The sequence below is a fragment of the Saccharopolyspora kobensis genome, from assembly GCF_900108315.1.
Classification (GTDB): Bacteria; Actinomycetota; Actinomycetes; order Mycobacteriales; family Pseudonocardiaceae; genus Saccharopolyspora; species Saccharopolyspora kobensis.
In genome coordinates, this window is the sequence record NZ_FNVB01000002.1 from 381733 (window position 1) to 405426 (window position 23694).

Consider the following 23694-nt stretch of genomic DNA (forward strand, 5'->3'; position numbering starts at 1 on the left):
CGCCGCGCAGAACGCGCCTGGGAACTTCCACGCAAAAGAACCGGGCCGGGTGATCACTCACCCGGCCCGGTTCTCCTGACTTCAGCGCCCCTTGCGCTCGCGGAGCTTCGCCAGCGCTTCCTCCAGGATGGCCATCCCGTCGGCGTCGCTGCGGCGCTCCTTCACGTACGCGAGGTGGCTCTTGTACGGTTCGTTGCGCCGCGCCGAAGGCGGGTTCTCCTGGTCCAGGCCCGCCGGCAGTCCGCAGCGCGGGCAGTCCCACTCCTCCGGCACCTCGGCGTCCATGGCGAACGACGGCCGGCTGTGGTGCCCGTTGCTGCACCAGTAGTCGACGCGTTTGCGCGGAGCGGCTTCCCCCCGCTCCGATTCGCCCACCGCGGGACCGGAGCCCACCCGCGTGCCGCGAATGGCGTTACCACCAGTCATCCATCCTCACCCACCAAGCGGCCCTGGGTCGTCGACCGGCTGGCGTGCCGACCGATCAACCGATCTTGATCAACAGGCCGACCCCGACGATGGAGATGACCCACAGCGCCATGACGAACAACGTCATCCGGTCGAGGTTCTTCTCCGCCACGCTGGAACCGGCCAGGTTGGACTGCATACCGCCGCCGAACAGCGAGGAGAGGCCACCGCCCTTGGCCCGGTGCAGCAGCACCAGCAGCACCAGCAGCACACTCGTCACGATCAACATGATCTGCAGGAAAAGAGTCATCACGTCCTCGTTCGCACAGCGGTTCGCGACCAAGCGTACCGGGCCGCCGACAGCGAGTTGACCACTGTCCACCGATTGCCACCCGCACGCTCCCACACTGCTCCACCCGGATCATCCCAGGGGTGTGCGGAAAGCGGTGAGGGGCGCCACCGAACGGCAGGCCCGCCCGGAGGCGCCCTTCACCCGGAAGGATCACGGCAGCGGGCCGCCCGCCGCCATCGCGGAGAGCTTGGCGAACTCGTCGCCGTTGAGGCTCGCGCCGCCGACCAGCGCGCCGTCCACGTCGCTCTGGCCGACCAGGTCGCCGATGTTGCTCGACTTCACCGAGCCGCCGTAGAGCACCCGCACCTCGTCGGCGATCTCCTTGCCGTACTTCTCGGCCAGGGCCGCGCGGATCGCCGCGCACACCTCCTGCGCGTCGGCGGCGGTGGCCACCTTGCCGGTGCCGATCGCCCACACCGGCTCGTAGGCCACCACGACCTCGCGCACCTGCTCGGTCTTGAGGCCCTTGAGCGCGTTGATCAGCTGCGTCGTGCAGTGCTCGACGTGACCGCCCGCCTCCCGCACCTCCAGCTGCTCGCCGACGCACAGGATCGGCGACAGGCCGTTCTTCAGCGCAGCACGGACCTTCTTGTTGACCAGCTCGTCGGTCTCGCCGTGGTACTCGCGGCGCTCCGAGTGGCCGACCACCACGTAGGTGCAGCCCAGCTTGGCCAGCATCGGGCCGGACACCTCACCGGTGTAGGCGCCCGACTCGTGCGCGGAGATGTCCTGCGCGCCGTACTTGAGCAGCAGCTTGTCCCCGTCGACGAGGGTCTGCACGCTGCGGATGTCGGTGAACGGCGGCAGCACCGCCACCTCGACCTTCGCGAAGTACTTCTCCGGCAGCGCGAAGGCGACCTTCTGCACCAGGGCGATGGCCTCCAGGTGGTTCAGGTTCATCTTCCAGTTGCCCGCGATCAGCGGCGTCCTGGCCATGTTCAGCGCTCACCTTCCAGGACGGCCACACCGGGCAGGTCCTTGCCTTCCAGGTACTCCAACGAGGCCCCGCCACCGGTGGAGATGTGCGAGAAGCCGTCCTCCGGCAGCCCCAGCGTGCGCACCGCGGCGGCCGAGTCACCACCGCCGACGACGCTGAAGGCGTCGGAGTCGACGATCGCCTGCGCGACACCGCGGGTGCCCTCGGCGAACGCCGGGAACTCGAACACGCCCGCCGGGCCGTTCCAGAACACCGTGGCGGAATCGCGGAGGATGCCCGCGAACAGCTCGACGCTGCGCGGGCCGATGTCCAGGCCCATCCAGCCGTCCGGGATCTCGTCGGCGGCCACCACCCGGTGCTCGGCGTCGGCGGCGAAGCGGTCGGCGACCACCACGTCGACCGGCAGCACCAGCTTGTCGCCGTGCTCGGCCAGCAGCTGCTTCGTGGACTCGATCTGGTCGGCCTGCAGCAGCGAGGTGCCCACGCCGTGGCCCTGCGCGGCCAGGAACGTGTAGGCCATGCCGCCGCCGATGAGCAGCTTGTCGACCTTGGGCAGCAGCGCCTTGATGACGCCGAGCTTGTCGGAGACCTTCGAGCCGCCCAGCACCACGGCGTAGGGGCGCTTCGGGTCGCCGGTCAGGGTGCGCAGCACCTCGACCTCGGCGAGCACCAGGCCACCGGCGTAGGCGGGCAGCCGCTCGGCGACGTCGTAGACCGACGCCTGCTTGCGGTGCACTACGCCGAAGCCGTCGGAGACGAAGGCCGCGTCCGGGCCGACCAGCGCGGCCAGCTCGTCGGCCAGCGCACCGCGCTCGGCGTCGTCCTTGCTGGTCTCGCGGGCGTCGAAGCGCACGTTCTCCAGCAGCGCCACCGAACCGTCGGTCAGGCCCGCGACCACGGACTTCGCCGAGTCGCCGACCAGGTCACCGGCCAGCGGGACGTCGGTGCCGAGCAGCTCGCCGAGCCGGCGGGCCACCGGGGCCAGGGAGAACTGCGGGTCCGGCTCGCCCTTCGGCCGCCCGAGGTGCGCGGTGAGCACCACCTGGGCACCGGCCTCGGTCAGCTTCCGGATGGTCGGCAGGGAGGCGCGCACCCGGCCGTCGTCGGTGATCTTCTCGCCGTCCAGCGGCACGTTGAGGTCGGCGCGCACCAGAACACGCCGACCCCGAACGCCCTCGGACAGCAGATCGTCGAGGTTCTTCACGCTCTGCTCCTACACAGTGATGAGCAAGGCCCGCACGAGCCGAGATCGCCTTGCGGCTCGTGCGGGCCTTCAGAAACCGTTCCTCGCGAGCGGCGGAGCCGCTCGGCCCACCTGCGCAACCGGCACCGCCGCGGGTTCACAGGAGCTTTCTCGCGAGGACGGCCCAGACGCCGCGCACTGGTTCGCGCTCAAGTCCGGGGTCCCGCAGCCGAGGAAGCTTCTGAGGTTCCGCCGCCCGCACCGCTGCGCAGAACGAGCCCTGACTATCAGGAAAGCTTCTTGCCGACCAGGCCGACCAGGTCCGCGAGGCGGTTGGAGTAGCCCCACTCGTTGTCGTACCAGCCGACGATCTTGACCTGGTTGCCGATGACCTTGGTCAGCGGCGCGTCGAAGATCGTCGAGTGCGGGTCGGTGACGATGTCGCTGGAGACGATCGGGTCCTCGTTGTACTTGAGGATGCCCTTGAGCTTGCCCTCGGCGGCAGCGGCCTTGAACGCCTCGTTGACGGCCTCGACCGAGGCCTCCTTGCGGACGGTGGCGGTCAGGTCGGTGGTCGAACCGGTCGGCACCGGGACGCGCAGCGCGTAGCCGTCCAGCTTGCCGTTGAGCTCCGGCAGCACCAGGCCGATGGCCTTGGCCGCACCGGTGCCGGTCGGCACCACGTTGATCGCGGCGGCGCGGGCGCGGCGCAGGTCGCTGTGCGGGCCGTCCTGCAGGTTCTGGTCCTGCGTGTAGGCGTGGATGGTGGTCATCAGGCCCTGCTCGATGCCGAAGGTGTCGTCGAGGACCTTGACCATCGGGGCCAGGCAGTTGGTGGTGCAGGAGGCGTTGGAGATGATCGTCTGCGAGCCGTCGTACTTGTCGTCGTTGACGCCCAGCACCACGGTCAGGTCCTCGCCCTTGGCCGGGGCGGAGATGATGACCTTCTTCGCGCCGCCCTCGTCCACGTGCTTGCGGGCGTCCTCGGCCTTGGTGAAGAAGCCGGTGGACTCCACGACGACGTCGACGCCCAGGTCGCCCCACGGCAGCTTGCCCGGGTCGCGCTCGGCGAGGATCTTGATGAGCTTGCCGCCCACCTCGATGCCCTCACCGGTGACCTTGACCTCCTGGTCGAGGCGACCGAGGATGCTGTCGTACTTCAGCAGGTGGGCCATGGTCGCGACATCGCCCAGGTCGTTGGCGGCCACGATCTCGATGTCGTGATCGCTGGCGGTGGCAGCCCGCCAGAAGTTCCGCCCGATCCGACCGAAGCCGTTGATGCCTACGCGAACGGTCACGCCGATCTCTCCTCGTGACTGACCCGGCCGACGGCGCGGCGGGTGAGGTGGATGGTCTCGACTTCACCCTATCTGCCATCGGGGCCGTCGCACGCGGGCGGGCGAGGCGCCTCACCCACCGGATCGGCGGTGATCACCACCGGACCCCCGCGGTGCCCGGAACACCCGCATCACAGCTGGTCAAAGGCACCAGAACGGGACGCCTGCGGGTCGTGCGCCCGTGATCGGAATCTCTGCACCGGTTCAAGCCGGAGCACGGCTCCCGACGAAACTGTGGATATCCCCGCACCCGTTCCCAGTTCCGCCGGAAGCCTTCACACCGCGACCCGCGCTGATCGACCGGCCCGAAGCCCGCTGCTCACGCGTCGGCTTCGAGCATCTCCACGGTTACGGCGGATTCGGTGTCCGGAACGCCCAGTTCGCGAGCGCGCTTGTCGGCCATCGCCAGCAGGCGGCGGATCCGGCCGGCCACCGCGTCCTTGGTCATCGGCGGGTCGGCCAGCTGCCCGAGCTCCTCCAGCGAGGCCTGCCGGTGCGCCAGCCGCAGCCGGCCCGCGACCAGCAGGTGGTCCGGTGCCGTCGGGCCCAGCAGCTCCAGCGCCCGCTCCACCCGGGCCGCCGCCGCCACGGCCGCGCGCGCCGAGCGGCGCAGGTTCGCGTCGTCGAAGTTGGCCAGCCGGTTGGCGGTGGCCCGCACCTCGCGGCGCATCCGCCGCTCCTCCCAGGCCAGCACGCTGGAGTGCGCGCCGAGCCGGGTCAGCAGCGCGCCGATGGCGTCGCCGTCGCGGACCACCACCCGGTCCGCGCCGCGCACCTCGCGGGACTTCGCCGCCACACCGATCCGCCGGGCCGCGCCGACCAGCGCCAGCGCCGCTTCCGGGCCGGGGCAGGTGACCTCCATCGACGAGGATCGCCCGGGCTCGGTCAGCGAGCCGTGCGCCAGGAACGCGCCGCGCCAGGCCGCTTCGGAATCGCAGGCCCCGCCCGAGACCACGTGCGCGGGCAGCCCGCGCACCGGTCGGCCGCGCGGGTCCAGCAGCCCGGTCTGCCGGGCCAGGCCCTCTCCGTCGCGCACCACGCGCACCACGTAGCGGGTGCCCTTGCGCAGCCCGCCGGAGGTGATGACGTGCACGTCGGACTGGTGCCCGAACAGCTCGTGGATCTCCTTGCGGAGCCTGCGCGCCGTGGAGCCGCTGTCCAGCTCGGCCTCGACCACCACCCGGCCGGCGACGATGTGCAGCCCGCCGGCGAAGCGCAGCAACGAGGAAACCTCAGCTCGTCGGCAGCACGTCTTGGTCACCGACAACCGGCTCAACTCGTCCTTGACCGCCGCGGTCATCGCCACCGGTCCGTCCTCCTCTCCAGTGCGGCCCGCAGGCTCTTCGCGAGCGCCTGCGGATCGTGCCGTCCCGGCACGGCGGGTGCCGCGATCTCGTCCAGCAGGGTCCGCGCACCCAGTTCGGCAGCCGCGGCGCGGAGCCGGTCCGGGGTGGGGACCGAGTTCGCGTCGGCCAGCACGGCGTCGACCCGCAACCGCGGCGCGTGCTGCGAGAGTACGTCCAGGTGCTGTTCGGGCGAGAAGCCCGCCGTCTCACCGGGCTGCGGAACCAGGTTTAGCACCACGAACCGGCGCGCGGTGGTGCGCACCAGCGCTTCGTGCAACTCCGGGACCAGCAGGTGCGGCAGCACGCTGGTGAACCACGAACCCGGCCCGAGCAGCACCAAATCGGCCGAGAGCACCGCCTCGACCGCTTCCGGACAGGCTGCCGGGCGGGCCCCACCGGCCGCCTGCAAACTCACCTGTTTCACCCGACCGGGCGTACTGGCGATGGCGACCTGGCCGCGGATGGTCCGCACCGCGTCCGGATCGGAGTCCAACCCGACGACGTCGGCGGACATGTCCAGCGGCTCGGTGGACATCGGCAGCACCCGGCCCCGCACGCCGAGCAGCCGGCAGGCCTGGTCGAGCACCCGCACCGGATCACCGAGCACCTCCAGCAGCCCGGCCAGCACGAGGTTGCCCACCGCGTGCCCGGCCAGCGCGCCGCTGCCGCCGAAGCGGTGCTCGAACACCGTCGACCAGAGCTCTCCGTCGGGATCGCTGTCGGACAGCGCGGCCAGCGCCTTGCGCAGGTCACCGGGCGGCAGCAGACCGAGCTCGCGGCGCAGCCTGCCGGACGAACCGCCGTCGTCGGCCACCGTCACCACGGCCGTCACGTCGGAGGTGATCCGGCGCAGCGCCGACAACGTGGCCTGCAGGCCGTGCCCGCCGCCGAGGGCGACCGCGCGCAGCTCCTCGCTCACTCGCGCCCCAGGTCCCGGTGCACCGTCTTGACCATCATCCCGTCGTCCTCGGCCAGGCGGCGGGCCAGCTCCTCGGTGAGCGCGACGCTGCGGTGCTTGCCGCCGGTGCAGCCCAGCGCCAGCGTCAGGTACCGCTTGCCCTCCCGGTGGTAGCCGGCGCCGACCAGCCGCAGCAGCTGCTGGTAGCTCTGCAGGAACTCCTCGGCGCCCTCCTGGCCGAGCACGTAGTTGCGGACCTCGTCGTCGAGGCCGTTGAACTCGCGCAGCTCGGGGATCCAGAACGGGTTCGGCAGGAACCGGCAGTCCATCACCAGGTCGGCGTCCATCGGCAGGCCGTACTTGTAGCCGAAGGACAGCACCGTGACGCGGGTGCGGGTGCTGGCCTCGGTGCCGAAGGCGTCCTCGATCTTGGACCGCAGCTGGTGCACCGACAGGTTCGAGGTGTCCAGCACCAGGTCGGCCTCGGAGCGCAGCCGGGACAGCAGCGAGCGCTCGGCGGCGATGCCGTCGGCCAGCCGCCCCTCCCCCTGCAGCGGGTGGCTGCGCCGCACCCCCTCGAAGCGGCGGATCAGCACCTCGTCGGTGGCCTCCAGGAACAGCACCTTCGGCTTGTAGCCGCGGGCGTCCAGGTCCTTGATCACCGCGCCCAGGTCCTCGGTGAACGCACGGCTGCGCACGTCCATCACGACCGCGACGCGGGTGATCGCGCCGCTGGAGCGCGCCCCCAGCTCCACCATGGTCGCGATCAGCTCGGGCGGCAGGTTGTCCACCACGAACCAGCCCAGGTCCTCCAGGCACTTGGCCGCGGTGCTGCGGCCCGCTCCGGACAGGCCGCTGACGACGGCGACCTCGATGCCCGACTCCTCAGTCACTGCTCTCCCCTTCAGCGTTCTCCGTCACCGGGCCCTGCCCGGCTCCCCCGTCCGCCGCCAGCGCCGAGTGCACGGTCTCGGCGGTGCGGCGGCCGATCCCGGGAACCGCGGCGATCTCCTCCACCCCGGCCTGGCGCAGCTTGCGCACCGAACCGAAGTGCTTGAGCAGCGCCGTGCGGCGGGTCTCGCCCAGTCCCGGAATCGCGTCCAATGTGGAGCTTGTCATGCGCTTGCCGCGCTTCTTGCGGTGGTAGGCGATGGCGAAGCGGTGCGCCTCGTCGCGGACCCGTTGCAGCAGGTAGAGCGCTTCGCTGGTGCGCGCCAGGATCACCGGGTCGGGATCGGCGGGCAGCCACACCTCCTCCAGGCGCTTGGCCAGGCCGATCACCGCGACGTCGGTGATGCCCATCTCGGTGAGCGCGTCGGCCGCGGCGTTGGCCTGCGGGCCGCCGCCGTCGATGACCAGCAGGTTCGGCGGGTAGGCGAACTTCTTCGGGCGGCCGGTGTCCGGGTCGACGGCCGACGGTTCGGCCTCGGCGGACTTGCCGGTCTCGCTGAGGTAGCGGTGGAAGCGGCGGCGCACCACCTCGTCGATGGAGCCCACGTCGCCGCCCTCGGCGCCCTCGCGGACCTCGAAGCGGCGGTACTCGGACTTGCGCGGCACGCCGTCCTCGAAGACCACCAGCGAGGCGACCACGTCGCTGCCCTGCACGTGGCTGACGTCGATGCACTCGATGCGCAGCGGCGCGGTGTCCAGCGCCAGCGCCTCCTGCAGCTCCTGCAGCGCCGCCGAGCGCGCGGTCAGGTCACCGGCGCGGCGCAGCTTGTACTGCTGGAAGGCCTCCTTGGCGTTGCGCTCGACGGTCTCCATCAGCGCCCGCTTGTCGCCGCGCTGCGGCACCCGCAGGCTCACCCGGCTGCCGCGCAGCTCGCTGAGCCAGCCGGCGATCGTCTCGGCGTCGCCGGGCAGCTGCGGCACCAGCACCTCGCGCGGGACCGGCGTGCCACCGGCGTCGGCCTGGTCGGCCAGCGACGCCTGCTCGCCGTAGAACTGGGTGAGGAACTGCGAGGTGAGCGCCTCGGTGTCCATCTCCTCGACCTTGTCGATCACCCAGCCCCGCTGACCCCGCACCCGACCGCCGCGGATGTGGAAGACCTGCACGGCGGCGGCCAGCTCGTCCTCGGCGAATGCGACGACGTCGGCGTCGGTGCCGTCGCCGAGCACCACCGCCTGCTTCTCCATCGCGCGCCGCAGCGCCTCCAGGTCGTCGCGCAGCCGGGCGGCTCGCTCGAACTCCAGCTCGGCGGAGGCGGTCTGCATCTCCTTGTCGAGCTTGCGCATCAGCTGGTCGGTGTGCCCGGCCAGGAAGTCGCAGAAGTCCTCGACGATGGTGCGGTGCTCCTCGGCGTCGACCCGGCCGACGCACGGCGCCGAGCACTTGCCGATGTAGCCGAGCAGGCACGGCCTGCCGATCTGGGAGTGCCGCTTGAACACCCCGCCGGAGCAGGTCCGCGCCGGGAACACCCGCAGCAGCAGGTCGAGGGTCTCGCGGATGGCCCACGCGTGCGCGTACGGGCCGAAGTACCGCACGCCCCTGCGGCGCGGGCCGCGGTAGACGTGCAGCCGCGGGTACTCCTCGTGCAGCGTCACGGCGAGCACCGGGTAGGACTTGTCGTCGCGGTAGCGGACGTTGAACTTCGGGTCGTACTCCTTGATCCAGGAGTACTCCAGCTGCAGCGCCTCGACCTCGGTGCCGACGACGGTCCACTGCACCCCGGTGGCGGTGGTGACCATCTGGCGGGTGCGCGGGTGCAGCCCGGCCAGGTCGGCGAAGTACGACGACAGCCTGCTGCGCAGGCTCTTCGCCTTGCCGACGTAGATCACCCGGCCACCGGCGTCGTGGAACCGGTAAACGCCGGGGGCGTCCGGGATCGTGCCGGGAGCGGGTCGGTAGGTGGACGGATCGGCCACCCCACCACCCTACGTGCGTGGTCCGACTGCCTGGATCTCGGTGCGGGAGGCACCACCGGCGCGCACGGCGGGGCACACTGGTCTTCCACGACCATGATCGGCCCGGGGAGGCCGCGCGCTTCCCCACGAGCAGGCGGGAGGTCAGCCGTGAACACCGACAACGCCCATCCCGATCGCGGGGCCCTGTCCGAGGTCGCCCCCGGAGTGCACGCGTGGGTCCAGCCCGACGGCAGCTGGTGGATCAACAACGCCGGGGCGGTGTTCGGCGACGACGGCGCGGTGCTGGTGGACACCTGCGCGACCGCGCGGCGCACGCAGCGCTTCCTGGACGCCGTGCGCGCGGCGGGCGGGGACGTGCCGATCCGGTTCGCGGTGAACACCCACCTGCACGGCGACCACACGCACGGCAACGCGCTGCTGCCGGACTCGACCGTCCTCATCGGACACCCGTCGACGCGGGACGGCATCCTCGCCGACACGATTCTGCGGGACCCGCCGCCGGTGTGGGCGCCGACACCGGAGTGGGGCATCACCGAGCACCGCGCTCCCTCGGTGCTGCTGGAGGATTCGCTGGTGCTGCACGTCGGCGGACGCCGGATCGAACTGCACCACCCGGGGCATCCCGCGCACACCTCCGGCGACGTGGTGGCGTGGGTGCCGGACGCGGAGGTGCTGTTCACCGGCGACCTGATCTTCCACGGCGTGACCCCGCTGGTGTTCATGGGATCGGTGGAAGGCGCGCTGAAATCGCTGGACTGGCTGGCGGGTTTCCGCGCGAGAACGGTGGTCCCGGGCCACGGGCCGGTGCTGCCCGGCACCTCGTTCCCGCGCGTGCTGGAGGACCAGGCCCGCTACTACCGCTTCGTCCTGGACACCGCCCGCCAGGCCCGCACCGACGGCCTCACCCCGCTGGAAGCGGCCCGGCGCTGCGATCTCGGCGAGTTCGCGAGCTGGCCGGACCCCGAGCGCATCGTCTTGAACCTGCACCGCGCCTACGCCGACGCCGACGACACCGAGGTCGACCTCGCAGCGGCCTTCGCGGACGCGGTCGCCTACAACGGCGGTCCTCTCCGCACCGCCGTCTGATCGTTTTCTCCCGGTGAAGGGCGCCTCCGGGCGAGTGCGTGCCAGAAGGCGCCCTTCACCGCTGGGTCACAGGGGGCGGGGGATGCGGTCTTGGACCGGGGCGAGGGTGACCGGGAGCGCCGGGAGGGTCTGGTACCAGTAGGCGGTCGAGGAGACGTCGTCGGAGCGCTTGTTGGCGTGGCCGTGCTCGATGGTCACCCGGATCGACTCGTCGAACACCACCGGGTCCTCCACGTGGAACCGGTAGTAGGAGACCTGGCCGCTCCAGTTCCGGCCGCCCGGCATGGTCAGGCCGTGGTAGGGCGCCTGGTACTGCTGGGTGGGGCACCACGCGGTGTTGAAGTAGTCCTCGGTGCCGGTGCCGTGCAGGCGCGGCGGCCACGCCTCGCCGTCGATGAAGAACATGTCATCGCCCTCGCCGTACCAGTTCCACTCGCTGGTGTGGCGGAGGTTGTGCACGTTGAGCACGGTGCCGACGTAGTGCCCGCGGCCCTCGGCCTCCAGGATCACGTAGTTGCCCTCGCCGCCGATGTTGGTGCCGCCGAAGAGGAATTCCTCGTTGGTCTGGTCGCCCTGCTCGACGCCGTCGGTGGGGTTCTGCCGCCGCCACTGCGCGTGGAAGTAGCCCAGTTCCGGATCGGCCTCGGCGTAGGTCTCGTAGTCGATGTAGAAGTAGAACGTCACCGGCTTGACGCTCATCTCGCTGATCAGCTCGAACCGGGCGCGCCCGGCGAAGGGCATGGCGAACCAGCAGTTGAAGCCCTTGCCGTCCTGCGGGCTCATCTGCAGCGGCGCGGACACGAAGTTGGCGCTGAGCCCGTGGCCCATGCCGAAGAAGTCGCCCAGCGGCACCAGCACGGCCGGCTGCGACTGGTCGTCCCAGGTGATCTTGAGGACGAGCCTGCGCAGGTAGTCCCCCTCCAGCTCGGCGGGCTTGCCGACGTGGTCGAGCGCCACGGTGCACCAGATGTGGGTGATCACGCCGGGGCCCTGGATGTCGGCCAGCTCCCGGGTCTGCCCCGGCTCGATGCGGAAGTTGTCGGTGTTGCCGCCGGTCTGGTCCCAGCTGGACACCCGGCCGCGCCTGCTGCTCCGCAACCGGGGCAGGTCGCGCAAACTGCTGCCGAAATCTCCGTAACCGCCCAAAACCGCCTCCCCAGAGGTGATGTGCGTCTCCTCGATCCCTTCTACCACGGAGATCGACAGGGCGGTGCTTTCCCGGGAAGGGCAAGCCGATCGACCTAATCAGGGCCCGCGCCACAGGCTCGGTTCCGCTGCCCGGCCAGCGGAATCATCTCCGGTCCATCGGGTGGACGGGCTCGCGCCAGGCGGGCGACCGCTTCCGCACGCGATCACCCGTTCGCACGGGTAATCGGCCGGGTGGTCACCGAGATGCCCCAGTCCGGCCATGAGTTCACCCCCGCAGCATCACGCTCCGCGCTCAGCCGACAGGAGCGCGGCGCACTGGTGCGCGGGGCGGACGCGAACCGACCCCGCCCCTCCGAACGGCGGCCGAACCACCCCGGTCACGCGAGGGCGCCCCGGCCGAGGCGACCGGGGCGCCCTGCGACCTGCGGTCAGCGGGCCGGCGGTTCGTAGTTCTCGATGCGGCGCAGGAGGTTCCGGATGCGGGCTCCGTAGAGCGGCGAGAGGGCGTAGCCCGGGTAGCTGGCGAACCAGCTGGCGCTGCCGAGGCTCACCGCGTCCGCGCCCGCCCAGAAGTACTCGCGGCAGTCGTCGAAGCTGCGGATGCCGCCGGTGGCGATGATCGGCAGGGTCACGTCCGCGTCGCGCAGCTCCTTGACCACCCGCAGGCCGATCGGCTTGATGGCGCGGCCGGAAAGGCCGCCGAAGCCGTTCTTCAGCAGCGGCCGCCCGGTGTTCGGGTCCAGCCGCAGGCCCTTGACGGTGTTGATCGCGGTCAGCGCGGAGACCCCGTGCTTGGCCGCCAGCCGCGCGTGGGCGACGTAGCCGTAGTCCGGTGACAGCTTCAGGATCACCGGGTGGTTGCTGCGCGGCACCGCCTCGGCCAGCACCGACTCGATGATCTGGTCGAAGTCGAAGTTGACGTTGTGGCAGGAGACGTTGAACTCGACCGCGGCGATCTCACCGGCGGGCACCGCGGCGTTGACCTTGTCCACCAGGGTGACGAACTCCTCGGCGGAGAACCCGCCGACGGAGATGATGGTGTTCTGCTCGCGGGTGCGCGGGTAGTAGTCGCGCAGGTAGGCGTCGATGCCGACGTTGCACCAGCCGAACGCGTTGAGCCAGCCGCCGTCGACCTGCCGCAGCGCCTGGCCGTAGCGCTTGAGCAGCGCGGGCAGCTCGTTGAGCGCCCAGTCGTCCTTGGTGGTGAAGTGCCCTTCGCGGGGCTCGACGGTGACGGTGCGGGTGGTGACCGCGCCGAAGCGCTCCAGCCGCACGAAGTTCGAGATCGGGCTCATGCCGTAGGCCATCACCTTGGCGTTGGCCACGCCGTAGCCCAGCAGGCTGGACGAGGTCACCAGGCGGTTGCGCAGTCTGATGTCGCCGAGCCGAACGCCGGGTTCGGCCGGAACGTCTCGCACCAACCGTAGGTTGCGCTCCTGGGCCACGCTCACGATCTCCTCCTACCCCGCGTCGACGACCTGCGCGTCGCAGCGTCGGCCTCCATTGTCCCCCATTCGCCGCTCCCCACCCCAGCGGCCTCGATCACATGGTCTGTTCGATGCCTTGTGCTTCGCACACCGTTCATGTTCGATCGAAGGTGTGGAGAGTTCGGAACGCACATCGACGATCGTCGAACGGCTGCGCCTGGCCGAGCGCGTCACGGTTGCCGAGCTGGCCGAGGCGACCGGCTGCTCGGAGATGACCATCCGCCGCGACCTCGACCAACTCGCCGAGCAGGGCGTGCTGCGCCGGGTGCGCGGCGGTGCGGTGAGCTTCCTGCGCGGCCATTCCGCGCCGTTCCCGCTGCGCGAGCGCGACGAAGTGGCCGTCAAGCAGCGGCTGGCCGCGGCGGTGGACGAGCTGATCACCGACTGCGAATCGGTGATCCTCGACTCGGGCACCACGACGCTGGAGGTCGCCAAGCGGCTCGCGCACCGGCGCCTCACCGCCATCCCGCTCGACCTGCACTCGGCGAACGCGCTGAGCAACGTGCCGCAGGTGGACCTGCTGCTGCCGGGCGGACGCACCAAGCCGGGCGAGCTGTCGTTCACCGGCCATCTAGCGGAGGCCTCGCTCCGCGCGCTGCGGGTGGACACCACGATCCTCGCCGTGTGCGGGCTGTCCGCCAAGCACGGCCTCACCGCCCACGACCTGGAGGAAGTGCCGGTGAAGCAGGCCGCGGTCAACGCCGCCCAGCGCGTCGTCGCGGTGTGCCACGGGGCGAAGTTCGCCCGCACCGGACTGGGGCTGGTCTGCCCGGTCACCGATCTCGACGTGGTCGTCACCGACACCTCCGCGCCGGAGGAGGCCCGCGCCGAGCTCGCGGCGGCCGGGGTGGAGGTGCGCGTTGTCTGAGACGAGCGTCGCGGTCCCGCAGCGGGCGCGCTGGGCCGTCACGGCCTACTTCGTGAGCACCGGTGCGGCGCTGGGCACCTGGACCGGGCGGATCCCGGCGATCAAGCAGGACCTGGGTCTGGACGAGGGGCAGGTGACGCTGGCACTGTTCGCGGTCGCGGCCGGTTCGGTGCTGGCGATGCAGGCCGTCGGGCACCTCGCCGACCGGTACGGCAGCGCCCGGGTGCTGAGGCCTGCCGGGCTGGCGATGGCGGCGAGCCTGCTGGTGCCGGGCTACGCGGGCAGCCTGCCGGTGCTGCTGGTGGGCCTGCTGCTGTTCGGCGCCGGGCACGGGACCGTCGACGTGGCCATGAACACCCACGCGATGCAGGTGCAGCGCGGCTACGGGCGGCCGATCGTGAGCACGTTCCACGCGATGTTCAGCGTCGGCGGCCTGCTGGGCGCCGGGGTCGGCGCCCTGGCCGCCCACGCCTCGATCGGCGCCGGCGCGCACTTCGCCCTCGTCGGGGCAGCGCTCGCCGCGGTGCTGCTGGTGGCCGGCCGCGAACTGCTCCCGCCGGAAGCGCAGGTGCGGAGCGGTTCCGCGCCGCGGCAGCGCGGGATCTCGCCGGGCATCCTGTTCCTCGGCGTGCTGGCGTTCTTCTGCTCGGTCGGTGAGGGCTCGATGGCCGACTGGTCGCCGCTGTACCTGCACGACGTGCTGGAGACCGGCCCGGCGGTCGCGGCGATCGGCTACGCGGTGTTCTCCGCGATGATGGCCGTCTTCCGGTTCCTGGGCGACTTCCTGGTCGCGCGGCTCGGCCCGGTGGTGCTGGTCCGCTGCTGCGGCGCGATCGCCGGTACCGGCCTGGGCACGGCGTTGCTGCTGCACCACCCGGTGGCGGCGATCATCGGGTTCGCGCTGTTCGGCATCGGGCTCTCGTGCATCATCCCGCAGGTGTTCAGCGCGGCGGGCAGCCGCGACCCGAGCCGCAGCGGCCGGGACCTGGCCCAGGTCAGCACCCTCGGCTACGGCGGTCTGCTGGCCGGCCCGGTGGTGATCGGCCTGATCTCCAGCTGGACCGACCTGAGCATCGGCCTCGCGGTCCCAGCCGCCCTGGCCCTCCTGGTCGCCCTCTCCGCCCCGGCCGTCCGCCCCCGCTGACGCGGGGTCGTGAGTGCGTAGCAGTGTTTCGAACACTGCTACGCACTCACGACCATCAGCGGGCTGCGGTCACCGCGGCTTCGAGGTAGGCCTGGGCCCGATCCACCGCTGCGACCAGGGAATCCGGGGTCAGACCGGCGATCAGCTGGTCCGCCTCGCGCAGTCCCGCCCGGGCGAGCAGGCGCTTCTCGTTGGTCACCCACTCCCCTCTCGCCGCCAGGACCGCGTGGGCCGATTGGCAGGCCGCCTGCGCGATCGCGCCGGCGGTTTCGGCGAGCCGCCCGTGCGGCGCGTGGTTGGCGCGCGCGTAGGCGAGGGTGAGCGAGGCCTGCTGCCACCAGACCTCCGGTGCGGCTTCGCGCAGCGGCCGCGGGAACTCCGGGCGCGGCAGTTCGCCGTGCAGCACCCGGTTGATCGCCAGCTCGGCCAGCACCAGGTAGCTCGGGATGCCCGCCAGGTGGAACATCAACGGCTGCCACTCGAATCGCCCGGCCCGCGCTTCGCCGAGCACGTGCTCGACGACGTCGAGATCGCGGTAGTGGACGTCCACCGGGCGGTCGTCGATCCGCAGCCAGGCGCCGCCGTTGAACACGCCGCCGCCCCAGGCGCCGAGTTCGGACACCTCGCCGGGCCAGCCGACGTCGCGCAGGTGCTGCGGCTCGAACCGGCCGCGGTAGTAGATCGCGAAATCCCAGTCGCTGTCGGTGCGGTGCGTGCCCTGGGCGCGCGATCCGCCGAGGCTCACCGCGCGCACTCCGGGCAGCGCGGCGAGGCGGTCGGCGACGTGGGTCTCGAAATCGGCTTCTTCCGGCAAAACGGCTCCTCATGGGCAGGATCGATCAGCGCGACCGGCGAGGTCGCGCCGCGGGACGGGATGATCACTGCGCGGAGCCCATGCGGCGGAGGCTATCAGCGGTCGACGAAGGTCAACCAGTGGCGGTAGCGCTCGTCCGCGCCGCTGACCGCTGCGCTGAACGCGTCGCGGATCTCGGCGGTCATAGGGCCGGGCGCGCCGATCTCCCGGTTGTCGACCGAACGCACCGGTGTCACCTCGGCCGCGGTGCCGCACAGGAACATCTCGTCGGCGGCGTAGAGGTCCGAGCGCAGGAGGCTCTCGCGCCGCACGGTGATCCCCAGGTCCGCGGCCAGCGTCGCGACCGTGTCCTGCGTGATGCCCTCCAGCGCACCGGCGCTGGACGGCGGGGTGAAGAGCACGTCGCCGCGCCGGATGAAGATGTTCTCGCCGGAGCACTCGCTCACGTAGCCGTCGGTGCTCAGCAGGACCGCTTCGTCGAACCCGGCCTCGCGCGCTTCGAGCTTGGCCAGCGCGGAGTTGAGGTAGGGGCCGGTGGCCTTGGCGGCGGTGGGCACCACGGTCGGATCGTTGCGGCGCCAGGAGCTCGTCATCAGCCGGATGCCCTGCGCGGCGTCGTCGCCGAGGTAGGCGCCCCACTCCCAGCTGCTGATCGACATCCGCACCTCGGCCCCGGTGGGGTCGACGCCCATCGCGCCGTAGCCGAGGTGGGCGAGGTGGCGGACGTAGCAGGAGCGGTGGCCGTTGGCGCGCACCAGTTCCAGCGTCGCCGCGCGCAGTTCCGCCTTGTCGCGCGGCAGCGCCATGCGCAGCATCCTGGCGCTGCGGAACAGCCGGTCCAGGTGCTCGTCGAGTCGGAACAGCGCCGGTCCGTCCGATGTGGAGTACGCGCGGACGCCCTCGAAAACCCCGGTGCCGTAGTGCAATCCGTGGCTGAGCACGTGGATCCGGGCGTCCTGCCACGGAACCAGCTCGCCGTCCATCCAGATGTGGTCCGCCTCGGTCAGCGCCATCGCAACCCTCCCGCAAAAGTGGCTTGTCTCGCGATGTGGAACAGGCCACTTCGCGGTCAAGTGACACGTTAGCAATTGGCTCACTCCTCCACTAGACCGTGGTCCTCCTTGCGGCAGAATGGCCCCATGCCAACCGCCGATGTGGACCAGTTCGCCGCGTTGATCCGCGACCGACTCCGCCACGGGCACGGACCGCTGAGCCGCCGGCTCGCCACCGCGCTCACCGACCTCGCCCGCACCGGCGCGCTCAGCCCCGGCACCCGCCTGCCCTCCGAGCGCGACCTGGCCCGCGTGCTGGAGTGCAGCCGCGGCGCGGTGGCCGCCGCGTTCAACGCGCTCTTCGAGGACGGGATCTGCGAGCGCAGGCACGGGAGCGGCACGTACCTCACCGACTCCGGCGCGGCGTCGGCGATGGACCGCCTGCTCAGCCCCGGCGCGGTGTTCGCCGATCTGTCCACATCGGTCGTCCCCGACCCCGCGCACCTGCACCTGCCCAAGCTCGATCCGGCCGACCTCCTGCACACCCCCAGCAGGCACGGCTACGACCGGCTCGGCGAGCCCGGCCTGCTGGAACTCCTCGGCGACGTGCTGATCACCGGCGGCGGGCAGCAGGGCATCGACCTGAGCACCCGCTGCCTGGCCCGGCCCGGCGAAGCGGTGCTGGTCGAGGAACCCACCTACCCCGGAGCGCTGGCCGCCATCACCGGGTGCGGAGCGCGGGCGATCGCGGTTCCCACCGATGAGCAGGGCATGGTTCCCGAGGCGCTCAGCGAGGCGCTGAGCAGGCATCGGCCCGCCTTCGCCTACGTCCAGGCCGTCCGCAACCCCACCGGCGCGGTCGCCGGGGCCGGGCGCGTGCAGGAACTGGCCGAGATCGCGCGCGAGGCCGAGCTGCCGGTGGTCGTCGACCACACGCTGGCCGAGGTCGTGCACGAGGGCGCGCCGCCCGGCCGGTTCGCCGACACCCACCCGCACGGCACCGTCGAGGTCCACTCGCTGTCGAAGGCGCTGTGGGGCGGCCTGCGGGTGGGCTGGCTCGTGGCCCCCGAACCGCTGCGCGCCCAGCTCACCGAGCTGAAGCAGACCAGCGACCTGGCGACCAGCACGGTCAGCCAGCGACTCGCGGCGGAACTGCTGCGGCACAACGACTTCGCGGCCTGGCGCGACGAGCTGACCCGCCGCCGCGACCACCTGTCCGCCGCCCTGCGCCGGGAACTCCCGCAGTGGACCTGGAACCGCCCGGCCGGTGGCCTGTCGCTGTGGGTGCGGCTGCCGGGCACCGACACCGATGCCTTCGCCGAACTGGCCCGCGAGCACGGCGTCGCGGTCGCGCCGGGCTCGATGTTCTCCGCCGACCGCCGCGACCGCGACCGCCTGCGGCTCAGCTTCGCGCTGCCACCGGAACTCCTCGACCAAGCCGTACCGGCCCTGGCCCGAGCCTGGTCCGCCCGCAGCTGACCACCGCCGTCGCCGGGGCGGGCGGATGCGCTCCACATCGGATCGTCCGGGAGAATTCGCGGCAGCACTGGAAGCGAGATCGAGGAGAACGCTCGTGAACACCGAGAAGCCGAAGATCGCCAAGCCGACCGGCGAGCCGCCGACCGAGCTGGTGGTCAAGGACATCACCGTCGGCGAGGGCAAGGAGGCCACCGCGGGCACCGTGGTCGCCGTCCACTACGTGGGCGTCTCGCACAGCACCGGCAAGCAGTTCGACGCCAGCTGGGACCGCGGCGAGCCGCTGCAGATCACGCTCGGCAAGGGCCAGGTCATCGAGGGCTGGGACCAGGGCCTGCAGGGCATGCGGGTCGGCGGCCGCCGCCAGCTCGTCATCCCGCCGCAGATGGCCTACGGCGACCGCGGTGCGGGCGGGGTCATCGCCCCCGGCGAGACCCTGGTCTTCGTCTGCGACCTCGTGGCCGCCCGCTGAACAGCGACGAGGCCCGCGACCACCTCGGTCGCGGGCCTCGCGCGCTCAGCGCTCCGCCTCGGAGCCCATCTTCTGATCTTCGTCTCAGCGTTCGCCTGGCGAGGACAGCCCGAGTGCCGTGCATCGGGGTCCGGGCAGGGCTGAGGTACCGCCACCCGCACCGCCACGCAAGCAGCCTTCTCAGGCGTCCTGGGACTGGCGGCGCAGTTCGCGCAGGTCGCGCATCGCCTTGATGGCCTGCTCGCCGTCGGCCGCCTGGATCGCCATGATCGGCACGTACTCGTCCTCCGGCAGCTCCAGCCGGGCCCACGCCGAACCGTCCGGGAAGGACACCGACTGCACCACCGGCCACGAGTAGCGGTGGGTGCCGATGATGTTGCGGACCTCGAGCCCGTCGGAGTCGGCGCGCAGCCGCGGCCGCGTCAGCAGCATCACCCCGGCCGCCAGCAGCACGCCCAGGAAGCCCATCGCGATCTGGTCGGAAACCGAGAAGATCACGCCGGTCGGGCTGTTCGTCAGCAGGGTGCCGACCAGCGCGAACACGAGGACCAGCACCACCGCGATCGGGATCGCCACCCGGCGGATCTTCCGCGGTCGCACCTCCACGCTCACAGGAACCCCCGCTCGCCGTTCCAGCCCCGCAGCTCCCGCAGCACCAGCGCGGTCTCCAGCGCCGCCGCGGTGGCCTCGAAACCCTTGTCCTCCACCGAGTCGTCGAACCCGGCCCGCGCCTCGACCTGCTCCACCGTGTCGCAGGTCAGCACGCCGTTGCCGACCGCCGTGGACTCGTCCAGCGCCACCCGGGTCAGGCCCTGGGTGACCGAATCGCAGACGTACTCGAAGTGCGGGGTGCCGCCGCGCACGACCACGCCGAGCGCGACCACCGCGTCGTGCTGGTGCGCCAGCTGCTGGCAGACCACCGGCAGCTCGATGGAACCGGGCACCCGCACCACCGTGGGCTCGGCGATGCCGGCCTCCGCAGCCGCCGCCAGCGCGCGGGCGAGCATCTGCTCCACGTACCGCTCGTGCCAGCGGATCGCCGCGATGCCCAGCCGCAGCTCGCCGGCTTTCGGCACGCTGACGCGCGGCCTCCCCTCGCCACTCATGCCGTCACTCCAGTCTCGCCGTTGATCGAGGAATCCTCGCCGTCGTCGAGATTGTCCAGCACGTGCCCCATGCGGTCGCGCTTGGTCCGCAGGTAGCGGATGTTCTCCGGGTTGGGGCGGATCGGCAGCGGCACCCGGTCCACGATCCGCAGCCCGTAGCCCTCCAGCCCGACGCGCTTGGCCGGGTTGTTGGTGAGCAGCCGCATCGACTTGACGCCGAGGTCGCAGAGGATCTGCGCGCCCTGCCCGTAGTCCCTGCTGTCCACCGGCATGCCCAGCTCGACGTTGGCGTCCACCGTGTCGGCGCCGTCGTCCTGCAGCTGGTAGGCCTGCAGCTTGTGGATCAGGCCGATGCCCCGGCCCTCGTGCCCGCGCATGTAGAGCACCACGCCGCGGCCCGCTTCGGCGACCTTGGCCATCGCCGCGTCCAGCTGCGGTCCGCAGTCGCAGCGCAGCGAGCCGAGCACGTCGCCGGTCAGGCACTCGGAGTGCACCCGCACCAGGATGTCCTCGCCGTCGCCGATCTCGCCGTAGACCAGGGCCAGGTGCTCGATGCCGTCGATGGTGCTGTCGTAGCCGAAGGTGCGGAAGGTGCCGTGCGCGGTGGGGATGCGCGCCTCGGCGACCCGGACGACCTGCTTCTCGAAGCGGCGCCGGTAGGCGATCAGGTCGGCGATGGTGATCAGCGCGAGGTCGTGCTCCTCGGCGAAGACCTCCAGCTCGTCGCGACGGGCCATGTCGCCCTCGGACTTCTGGCTCACGATCTCGCACAGCGCGCCCGCCGGGCGCAGGCCCGCCAGGCGGGAGAGGTCGACCGCGGCTTCGGTGTGGCCGGGCCGGCGCAGCACGCCGCCGTCGCGGGCGCGCAGCGGGACGACGTGGCCGGGCCGGGTGAGGTCCTTGGCCGTGGACTCGGCACCGGCCAGCACCTGCAGCGTCTTGGCGCGGTCGGAGGCCGAGATGCCGGTGCTCACGCCTTCGGCGGCGTCCACGGTGACCGTGTAGGCGGTGCCCTTGCGGTCCTGGTTCCAGTAGTACATCGGGGGCAGGTCGAGGCGGTCGCAGTCCTCGCCGGGCATGCCGACGCAGATGTAGCCGGACGTGTAGCGGACCATGAACGCCACCAGCTCGGGCGTCGCCTTCTCCGCGGCGAAGATCAGATCGCCTTCGTTCTCGCGGTCCTCGTCGTCGACCACCACCACCGGACGCCCGGCGGCGATGTCGGCCAACGCGCGCTCGATGCTGTCGAACTTGTTCGTGCTCACGGTGCCGCCAACCTCGGGGTTCATCACTGCGCCTCCCTGACGCCGCCATTGTCCCCCGAACGGGCCTGCGCACCATGGGCCCGGTGGTCCAGCTGCGCCGCCGCGAGCCGTTCGAGGTGCTTGGCCAGCACATCCACCTCGATGTTCACTTCGTCACCCGGTGCGCGGTGGCCGAGCGTGGTCAGCTCCTTGGTCGTCGGGATGAGCGCCACGCTGAACGTCGATTCGCCCGCTTCGACCACCGTCAGCGACACGCCGTCGACGGTGATCGAGCCCTTCTCCACCAGGTAGTGCGACAGCCGCTTCGGCAGTTCGAAGCTGGTGAGCCCGTCGGCGCCGGTGCCGCGCAGCACCGCGGTGCCGTCGACGTGGCCCTGCACGATGTGCCCGCCGAGCCGGTCGCCGAGCGCCATCGCGCGCTCCAGGTTGACCCGGTCGCCGACGGCGATGCCCTTGAGCGAGGAGCGGCGCAGCGTCTCGGCCACCACGTCGACCGTGAACTGCCCGTCGCCGACGGTGACCACCGTCAGGCACACGCCGTTGACGGCGATCGAGTCGCCGTGCTTGGCGTCCTCGGTCACCACGGGTCCGCGGACGGTGAGCCTGCTGCCATCGTCCAGAGGCTCGACCGCCTCGATGGTGCCGAGTTCCTCGACGATCCCGGTGAACACTGCTGCCTCCTTGCCTCCGGCGTCGTCGTGGTCCTCAGCTCTCCTGCGGGACCGCGCTGATGCGGACGTCCGGGCCACTCATAGTCGTCTCTTCGATCTGCAACCGCCATGCCTGCGAGATGCTTCCCACTCCGGCTTCGCCGAGCGCGGCCGGACCGGCGCCGAGCAGCGCCGGAGCCACGTAGGCCAGCACCCGGTCCACGCAGCCCGCCTGCACGAACGCACCGGCCAGCCGCGGCCCGCCTTCCAGCAGCACGTCGACGATGCCGCGCTCGGCCAGCGCCGCCAGCGCCGCGCGGGGATCGCCGCCGGGCAGCTGCACCGTTTCGGCCGCGTCGTCGAGCACCTTCGCCGACGCGGGGATCTCGCTGTCGCCGATGACGACCCGCAGCGGCTGCCGCTCCAGCAGCGTCCCGTCGGCAGCGCGGGCGGTCAGGTGCGGGTCGTCGGCGCGGACCGTGCCGGTTCCCGCGATGATCGCGTCCGCCCGGGCGCGGAGCCGGTGCACGTCGGCGCGGGATTCGGCGGAGCTGATCCACTTGCTGGTGCCGTCCGCCGCCGCCGAACGCCCGTCCAGCGTGGCGGCGTACTTCCAGGTCACGTGCGGGCGGCCGGTGCGGGCGAAGTGCAGCCACGCGCGCAGCGGCCCGGCCGCCACCTCGTCGGCCAGCAGCCCGCTCACGACCTCCACGCCCGCTGCGCGCAACCGCTCCGCACCACCGCTGGCCAGCGGGTTGGGATCGGAAGCGGCGTGCACGACGCGCGCGACACCGGCTGCGATCAGCGCATCGGTGCACGGTGGCGTGCGCCCGGTGTGCGAGCAAGGCTCCAGCGTCACCACAGCGGTGCCGCCCCGCGCCCGCTCCCCCGCCGCGCGCAGCGCGACGACCTCCGCGTGCGGGCCGCCCGGTGGCCGGGTCGAGCCGACCCCGACGACCTCACCGCCGGTACCGAGGATCACGCAGCCGACGGGCGGGTTCGGGCTCGTGGTGCCCCGGACCTGCTCGCTGGCCGCGACCGCGGCACGCATCGCCTGCTCTTCGCCACGAGCGACCATCGTCGTCCTCCCGCTCCCCGCTCCCGTGAGTGCTTTGTGGGGCTATAGCACCGCAAAGCACTCACGAGGGCACGATCACCGCCGGGCGTGGGCGAAGTTCGGGGTCGCCTTCGCGCGCAGCGCTTCCACGGCCTTGGCCGGGTCGTCGGCGTTGTAGACCGCCGAGCCCGCCACGAAGCAGTCCACGCCCGCCTCGGCCGCCTGCTCGATGGTGTCGGCGTTGATCCCGCCGTCGATCTCCACCACCAGCTTGAGGTGGCCGGTGTCGACCAGCTCGCGGGCCTTGCGGGCCTTGTCCAGCACGTCGGCCATGAACTTCTGGCCGCCGAAGCCCGGCTCCACCGACATCACCAGCAGCGTGTCGTAGTGCTTGAGCACGTCCAGGTACGGGTCCAGCGGAGTGCCCGGCTTGATCGACAGGCCTGCCTTGGCGCCCGCGGCGCGCAGGTCCTTGGCGATGGCGATCGGGTCCTTGGCGGCTTCCACGTGAACCGTGACGTTGTAGGCGCCTGCCTCGGCGTAGCCGACGGCCCAGCGGTCCGGGTCCTCGATCATCAGGTGGCAGTCGACCGGGATGTCGGTCGCCTTCAGGATCGACTCGACCACCGGCAGGCCCAGGGTCAGGTTGGGCACGAAGTGCGCGTCCATCACGTCCACGTGCAGCCAGTCGGCCCGCTTGCCGGGCTCGCCGTTCACGGCGGCGATCTCATCGGCGAGGCGGGCGAAATCTGCGGACAGGATGGAGGGCGCGATCATCGGCTGGTTCGACACATGCGGGAGTGTA

At 71.6% G+C, this 23694-nt stretch carries 24 protein-coding genes; 5 read left to right on the forward strand and 19 right to left on the reverse strand.

Annotated features, from left to right (window positions below):
• Positions 1–81 precede the first annotated feature (81 nt).
• The 9 genes from C4T78_RS01675 to uvrC form a co-directional block, all read right to left on the reverse strand.
• Positions 82–426 (reverse strand): RNA polymerase-binding protein RbpA, encoded by a 345-nt coding sequence (locus C4T78_RS01675; RefSeq protein WP_093155466.1) that lies wholly within the window; start codon positions 424–426, stop codon positions 82–84.
• A 55-nt stretch (positions 427–481) separates the two neighbouring features.
• Positions 482–715 (reverse strand): preprotein translocase subunit SecG, encoded by a 234-nt coding sequence (gene secG / locus C4T78_RS01680; RefSeq protein ID WP_093155681.1) that lies wholly within the window; start codon positions 713–715, stop codon positions 482–484.
• A gap of 192 nt (positions 716–907) precedes the next feature.
• On the reverse strand, positions 908–1693 hold the full coding sequence (gene tpiA, locus C4T78_RS01685; protein ID WP_093155464.1) for a triose-phosphate isomerase: 786 nt from the start codon (positions 1691–1693) through the stop codon (positions 908–910).
• Positions 1694–1695: 2 nt separating this feature from the next.
• Positions 1696–2898 (reverse strand): phosphoglycerate kinase, encoded by a 1203-nt coding sequence (locus C4T78_RS01690; RefSeq protein WP_093345890.1) that lies wholly within the window; start codon positions 2896–2898, stop codon positions 1696–1698.
• Between the two features lie 266 nt (positions 2899–3164).
• Positions 3165–4175 carry a type I glyceraldehyde-3-phosphate dehydrogenase gene (gap, locus tag C4T78_RS01695; protein WP_093155462.1) on the reverse strand — a complete coding sequence of 337 codons (1011 nt, stop codon included), beginning with the start codon at positions 4173–4175 and terminating at the stop codon, positions 3165–3167.
• A 358-nt stretch (positions 4176–4533) separates the two neighbouring features.
• Positions 4534–5520: a DNA-binding protein WhiA gene (gene whiA / locus C4T78_RS01700; protein ID WP_093345887.1), complete on the reverse strand. Its 987-nt coding sequence runs from the start codon at positions 5518–5520 to the stop codon at positions 4534–4536.
• Positions 5511–6479, reverse strand: a complete 969-nt coding sequence (locus C4T78_RS01705; protein WP_093345885.1) for a gluconeogenesis factor YvcK family protein — start codon at positions 6477–6479, stop codon at positions 5511–5513. Before C4T78_RS01705 ends, whiA begins: the two co-directional genes overlap by 10 nt.
• Positions 6476–7351 (reverse strand): RNase adapter RapZ, encoded by an 876-nt coding sequence (gene rapZ / locus C4T78_RS01710; RefSeq protein ID WP_093345882.1) that lies wholly within the window; start codon positions 7349–7351, stop codon positions 6476–6478. Before rapZ ends, C4T78_RS01705 begins: the two co-directional genes overlap by 4 nt.
• On the reverse strand, positions 7344–9323 hold the full coding sequence (gene uvrC / locus C4T78_RS01715; protein ID WP_093345880.1) for an excinuclease ABC subunit UvrC: 1980 nt from the start codon (positions 9321–9323) through the stop codon (positions 7344–7346). The genes rapZ and uvrC overlap by 8 nt, the downstream gene beginning before the upstream one ends.
• A 147-nt stretch (positions 9324–9470) precedes the next feature.
• Between uvrC and C4T78_RS01720 the strand changes: the two genes are divergently transcribed.
• The gene (locus C4T78_RS01720; RefSeq protein WP_218161426.1) at positions 9471–10409 is read left to right on the forward strand and encodes an MBL fold metallo-hydrolase; all 939 of its coding nucleotides are present in this window, start codon (positions 9471–9473) and stop codon (positions 10407–10409) included.
• Between the two features lie 66 nt (positions 10410–10475).
• On the opposite strand, the gene C4T78_RS01725 is transcribed toward C4T78_RS01720, so the two are convergent.
• Positions 10476–11555 carry a glycoside hydrolase family 172 protein gene (locus C4T78_RS01725; protein WP_093345875.1) on the reverse strand — a complete coding sequence of 360 codons (1080 nt, stop codon included), beginning with the start codon at positions 11553–11555 and terminating at the stop codon, positions 10476–10478.
• A 431-nt stretch (positions 11556–11986) separates the two neighbouring features.
• Positions 11987–12976, reverse strand: a complete 990-nt coding sequence (locus tag C4T78_RS01730; protein WP_235862981.1) for a beta/alpha barrel domain-containing protein — start codon at positions 12974–12976, stop codon at positions 11987–11989.
• Between the two features lie 181 nt (positions 12977–13157).
• On the opposite strand from C4T78_RS01730, the gene C4T78_RS01735 reads away from it, so the two are divergent.
• Positions 13158–13913 (forward strand): DeoR/GlpR family DNA-binding transcription regulator, encoded by a 756-nt coding sequence (locus tag C4T78_RS01735; RefSeq protein WP_093345872.1) that lies wholly within the window; start codon positions 13158–13160, stop codon positions 13911–13913.
• Complete coding sequence (locus C4T78_RS01740) at positions 13906–15057, forward strand: MFS transporter (protein WP_093345870.1); 1152 nt, start codon at positions 13906–13908, stop codon at positions 15055–15057. The genes C4T78_RS01735 and C4T78_RS01740 overlap by 8 nt, the downstream gene beginning before the upstream one ends.
• A gap of 55 nt (positions 15058–15112) precedes the next feature.
• Here C4T78_RS01740 and C4T78_RS01745 read toward each other — a convergent pair whose 3' ends face one another.
• Both C4T78_RS01745 and C4T78_RS01750 read right to left on the reverse strand, forming a co-directional pair.
• On the reverse strand, positions 15113–15871 hold the full coding sequence (locus C4T78_RS01745; RefSeq protein ID WP_093345867.1) for a nucleotidyltransferase domain-containing protein: 759 nt from the start codon (positions 15869–15871) through the stop codon (positions 15113–15115).
• A gap of 95 nt (positions 15872–15966) precedes the next feature.
• Positions 15967–16884, reverse strand: a complete 918-nt coding sequence (locus C4T78_RS01750) for a branched-chain amino acid transaminase (protein ID WP_093345865.1) — start codon at positions 16882–16884, stop codon at positions 15967–15969.
• Positions 16885–17010: 126 nt separating this feature from the next.
• Between C4T78_RS01750 and C4T78_RS01755 the strand changes: the two genes are divergently transcribed.
• Together C4T78_RS01755 and C4T78_RS01760 are read left to right on the forward strand one after the other, a co-directional pair.
• Complete coding sequence (locus C4T78_RS01755; protein ID WP_093345862.1) at positions 17011–18342, forward strand: aminotransferase-like domain-containing protein; 1332 nt, start codon at positions 17011–17013, stop codon at positions 18340–18342.
• A 94-nt stretch (positions 18343–18436) separates the two neighbouring features.
• Positions 18437–18811, forward strand: a complete 375-nt coding sequence (locus C4T78_RS01760) for an FKBP-type peptidyl-prolyl cis-trans isomerase (RefSeq protein ID WP_093345860.1) — start codon at positions 18437–18439, stop codon at positions 18809–18811.
• Positions 18812–18991: 180 nt separating this feature from the next.
• Here the strand turns inward: C4T78_RS01760 and C4T78_RS01765 are convergent, their stop codons facing one another.
• The 6 genes from C4T78_RS01765 to rpe all read right to left on the reverse strand — a co-directional run bounded on the left by C4T78_RS01765 (position 18992) and on the right by rpe (position 23666).
• Positions 18992–19387, reverse strand: a complete 396-nt coding sequence (locus tag C4T78_RS01765) for a PH domain-containing protein (RefSeq protein WP_235862980.1) — start codon at positions 19385–19387, stop codon at positions 18992–18994.
• A gap of 32 nt (positions 19388–19419) precedes the next feature.
• Entirely contained in the window at positions 19420–19917 is a 498-nt protein-coding gene (ribH, locus tag C4T78_RS01770; RefSeq protein WP_093345855.1) for a 6,7-dimethyl-8-ribityllumazine synthase, read from the reverse strand.
• Positions 19914–21206, reverse strand: coding sequence for a bifunctional 3,4-dihydroxy-2-butanone-4-phosphate synthase/GTP cyclohydrolase II (locus tag C4T78_RS01775; RefSeq protein WP_093155436.1), 1293 nt, complete (start codon positions 21204–21206; stop codon positions 19914–19916). The genes ribH and C4T78_RS01775 overlap by 4 nt, the downstream gene beginning before the upstream one ends.
• On the reverse strand, positions 21206–21853 hold the full coding sequence (locus tag C4T78_RS01780; RefSeq protein ID WP_093345852.1) for a riboflavin synthase: 648 nt from the start codon (positions 21851–21853) through the stop codon (positions 21206–21208). The genes C4T78_RS01775 and C4T78_RS01780 overlap by 1 nt, the downstream gene beginning before the upstream one ends.
• Before the next feature lie 34 nt (positions 21854–21887).
• Positions 21888–22910: a bifunctional diaminohydroxyphosphoribosylaminopyrimidine deaminase/5-amino-6-(5-phosphoribosylamino)uracil reductase RibD gene (gene ribD / locus C4T78_RS01785; RefSeq protein WP_093345850.1), complete on the reverse strand. Its 1023-nt coding sequence runs from the start codon at positions 22908–22910 to the stop codon at positions 21888–21890.
• Between the two features lie 75 nt (positions 22911–22985).
• Positions 22986–23666 (reverse strand): ribulose-phosphate 3-epimerase, encoded by a 681-nt coding sequence (rpe, locus tag C4T78_RS01790; RefSeq protein WP_093348287.1) that lies wholly within the window; start codon positions 23664–23666, stop codon positions 22986–22988.
• Positions 23667–23694 lie beyond the last annotated feature (28 nt).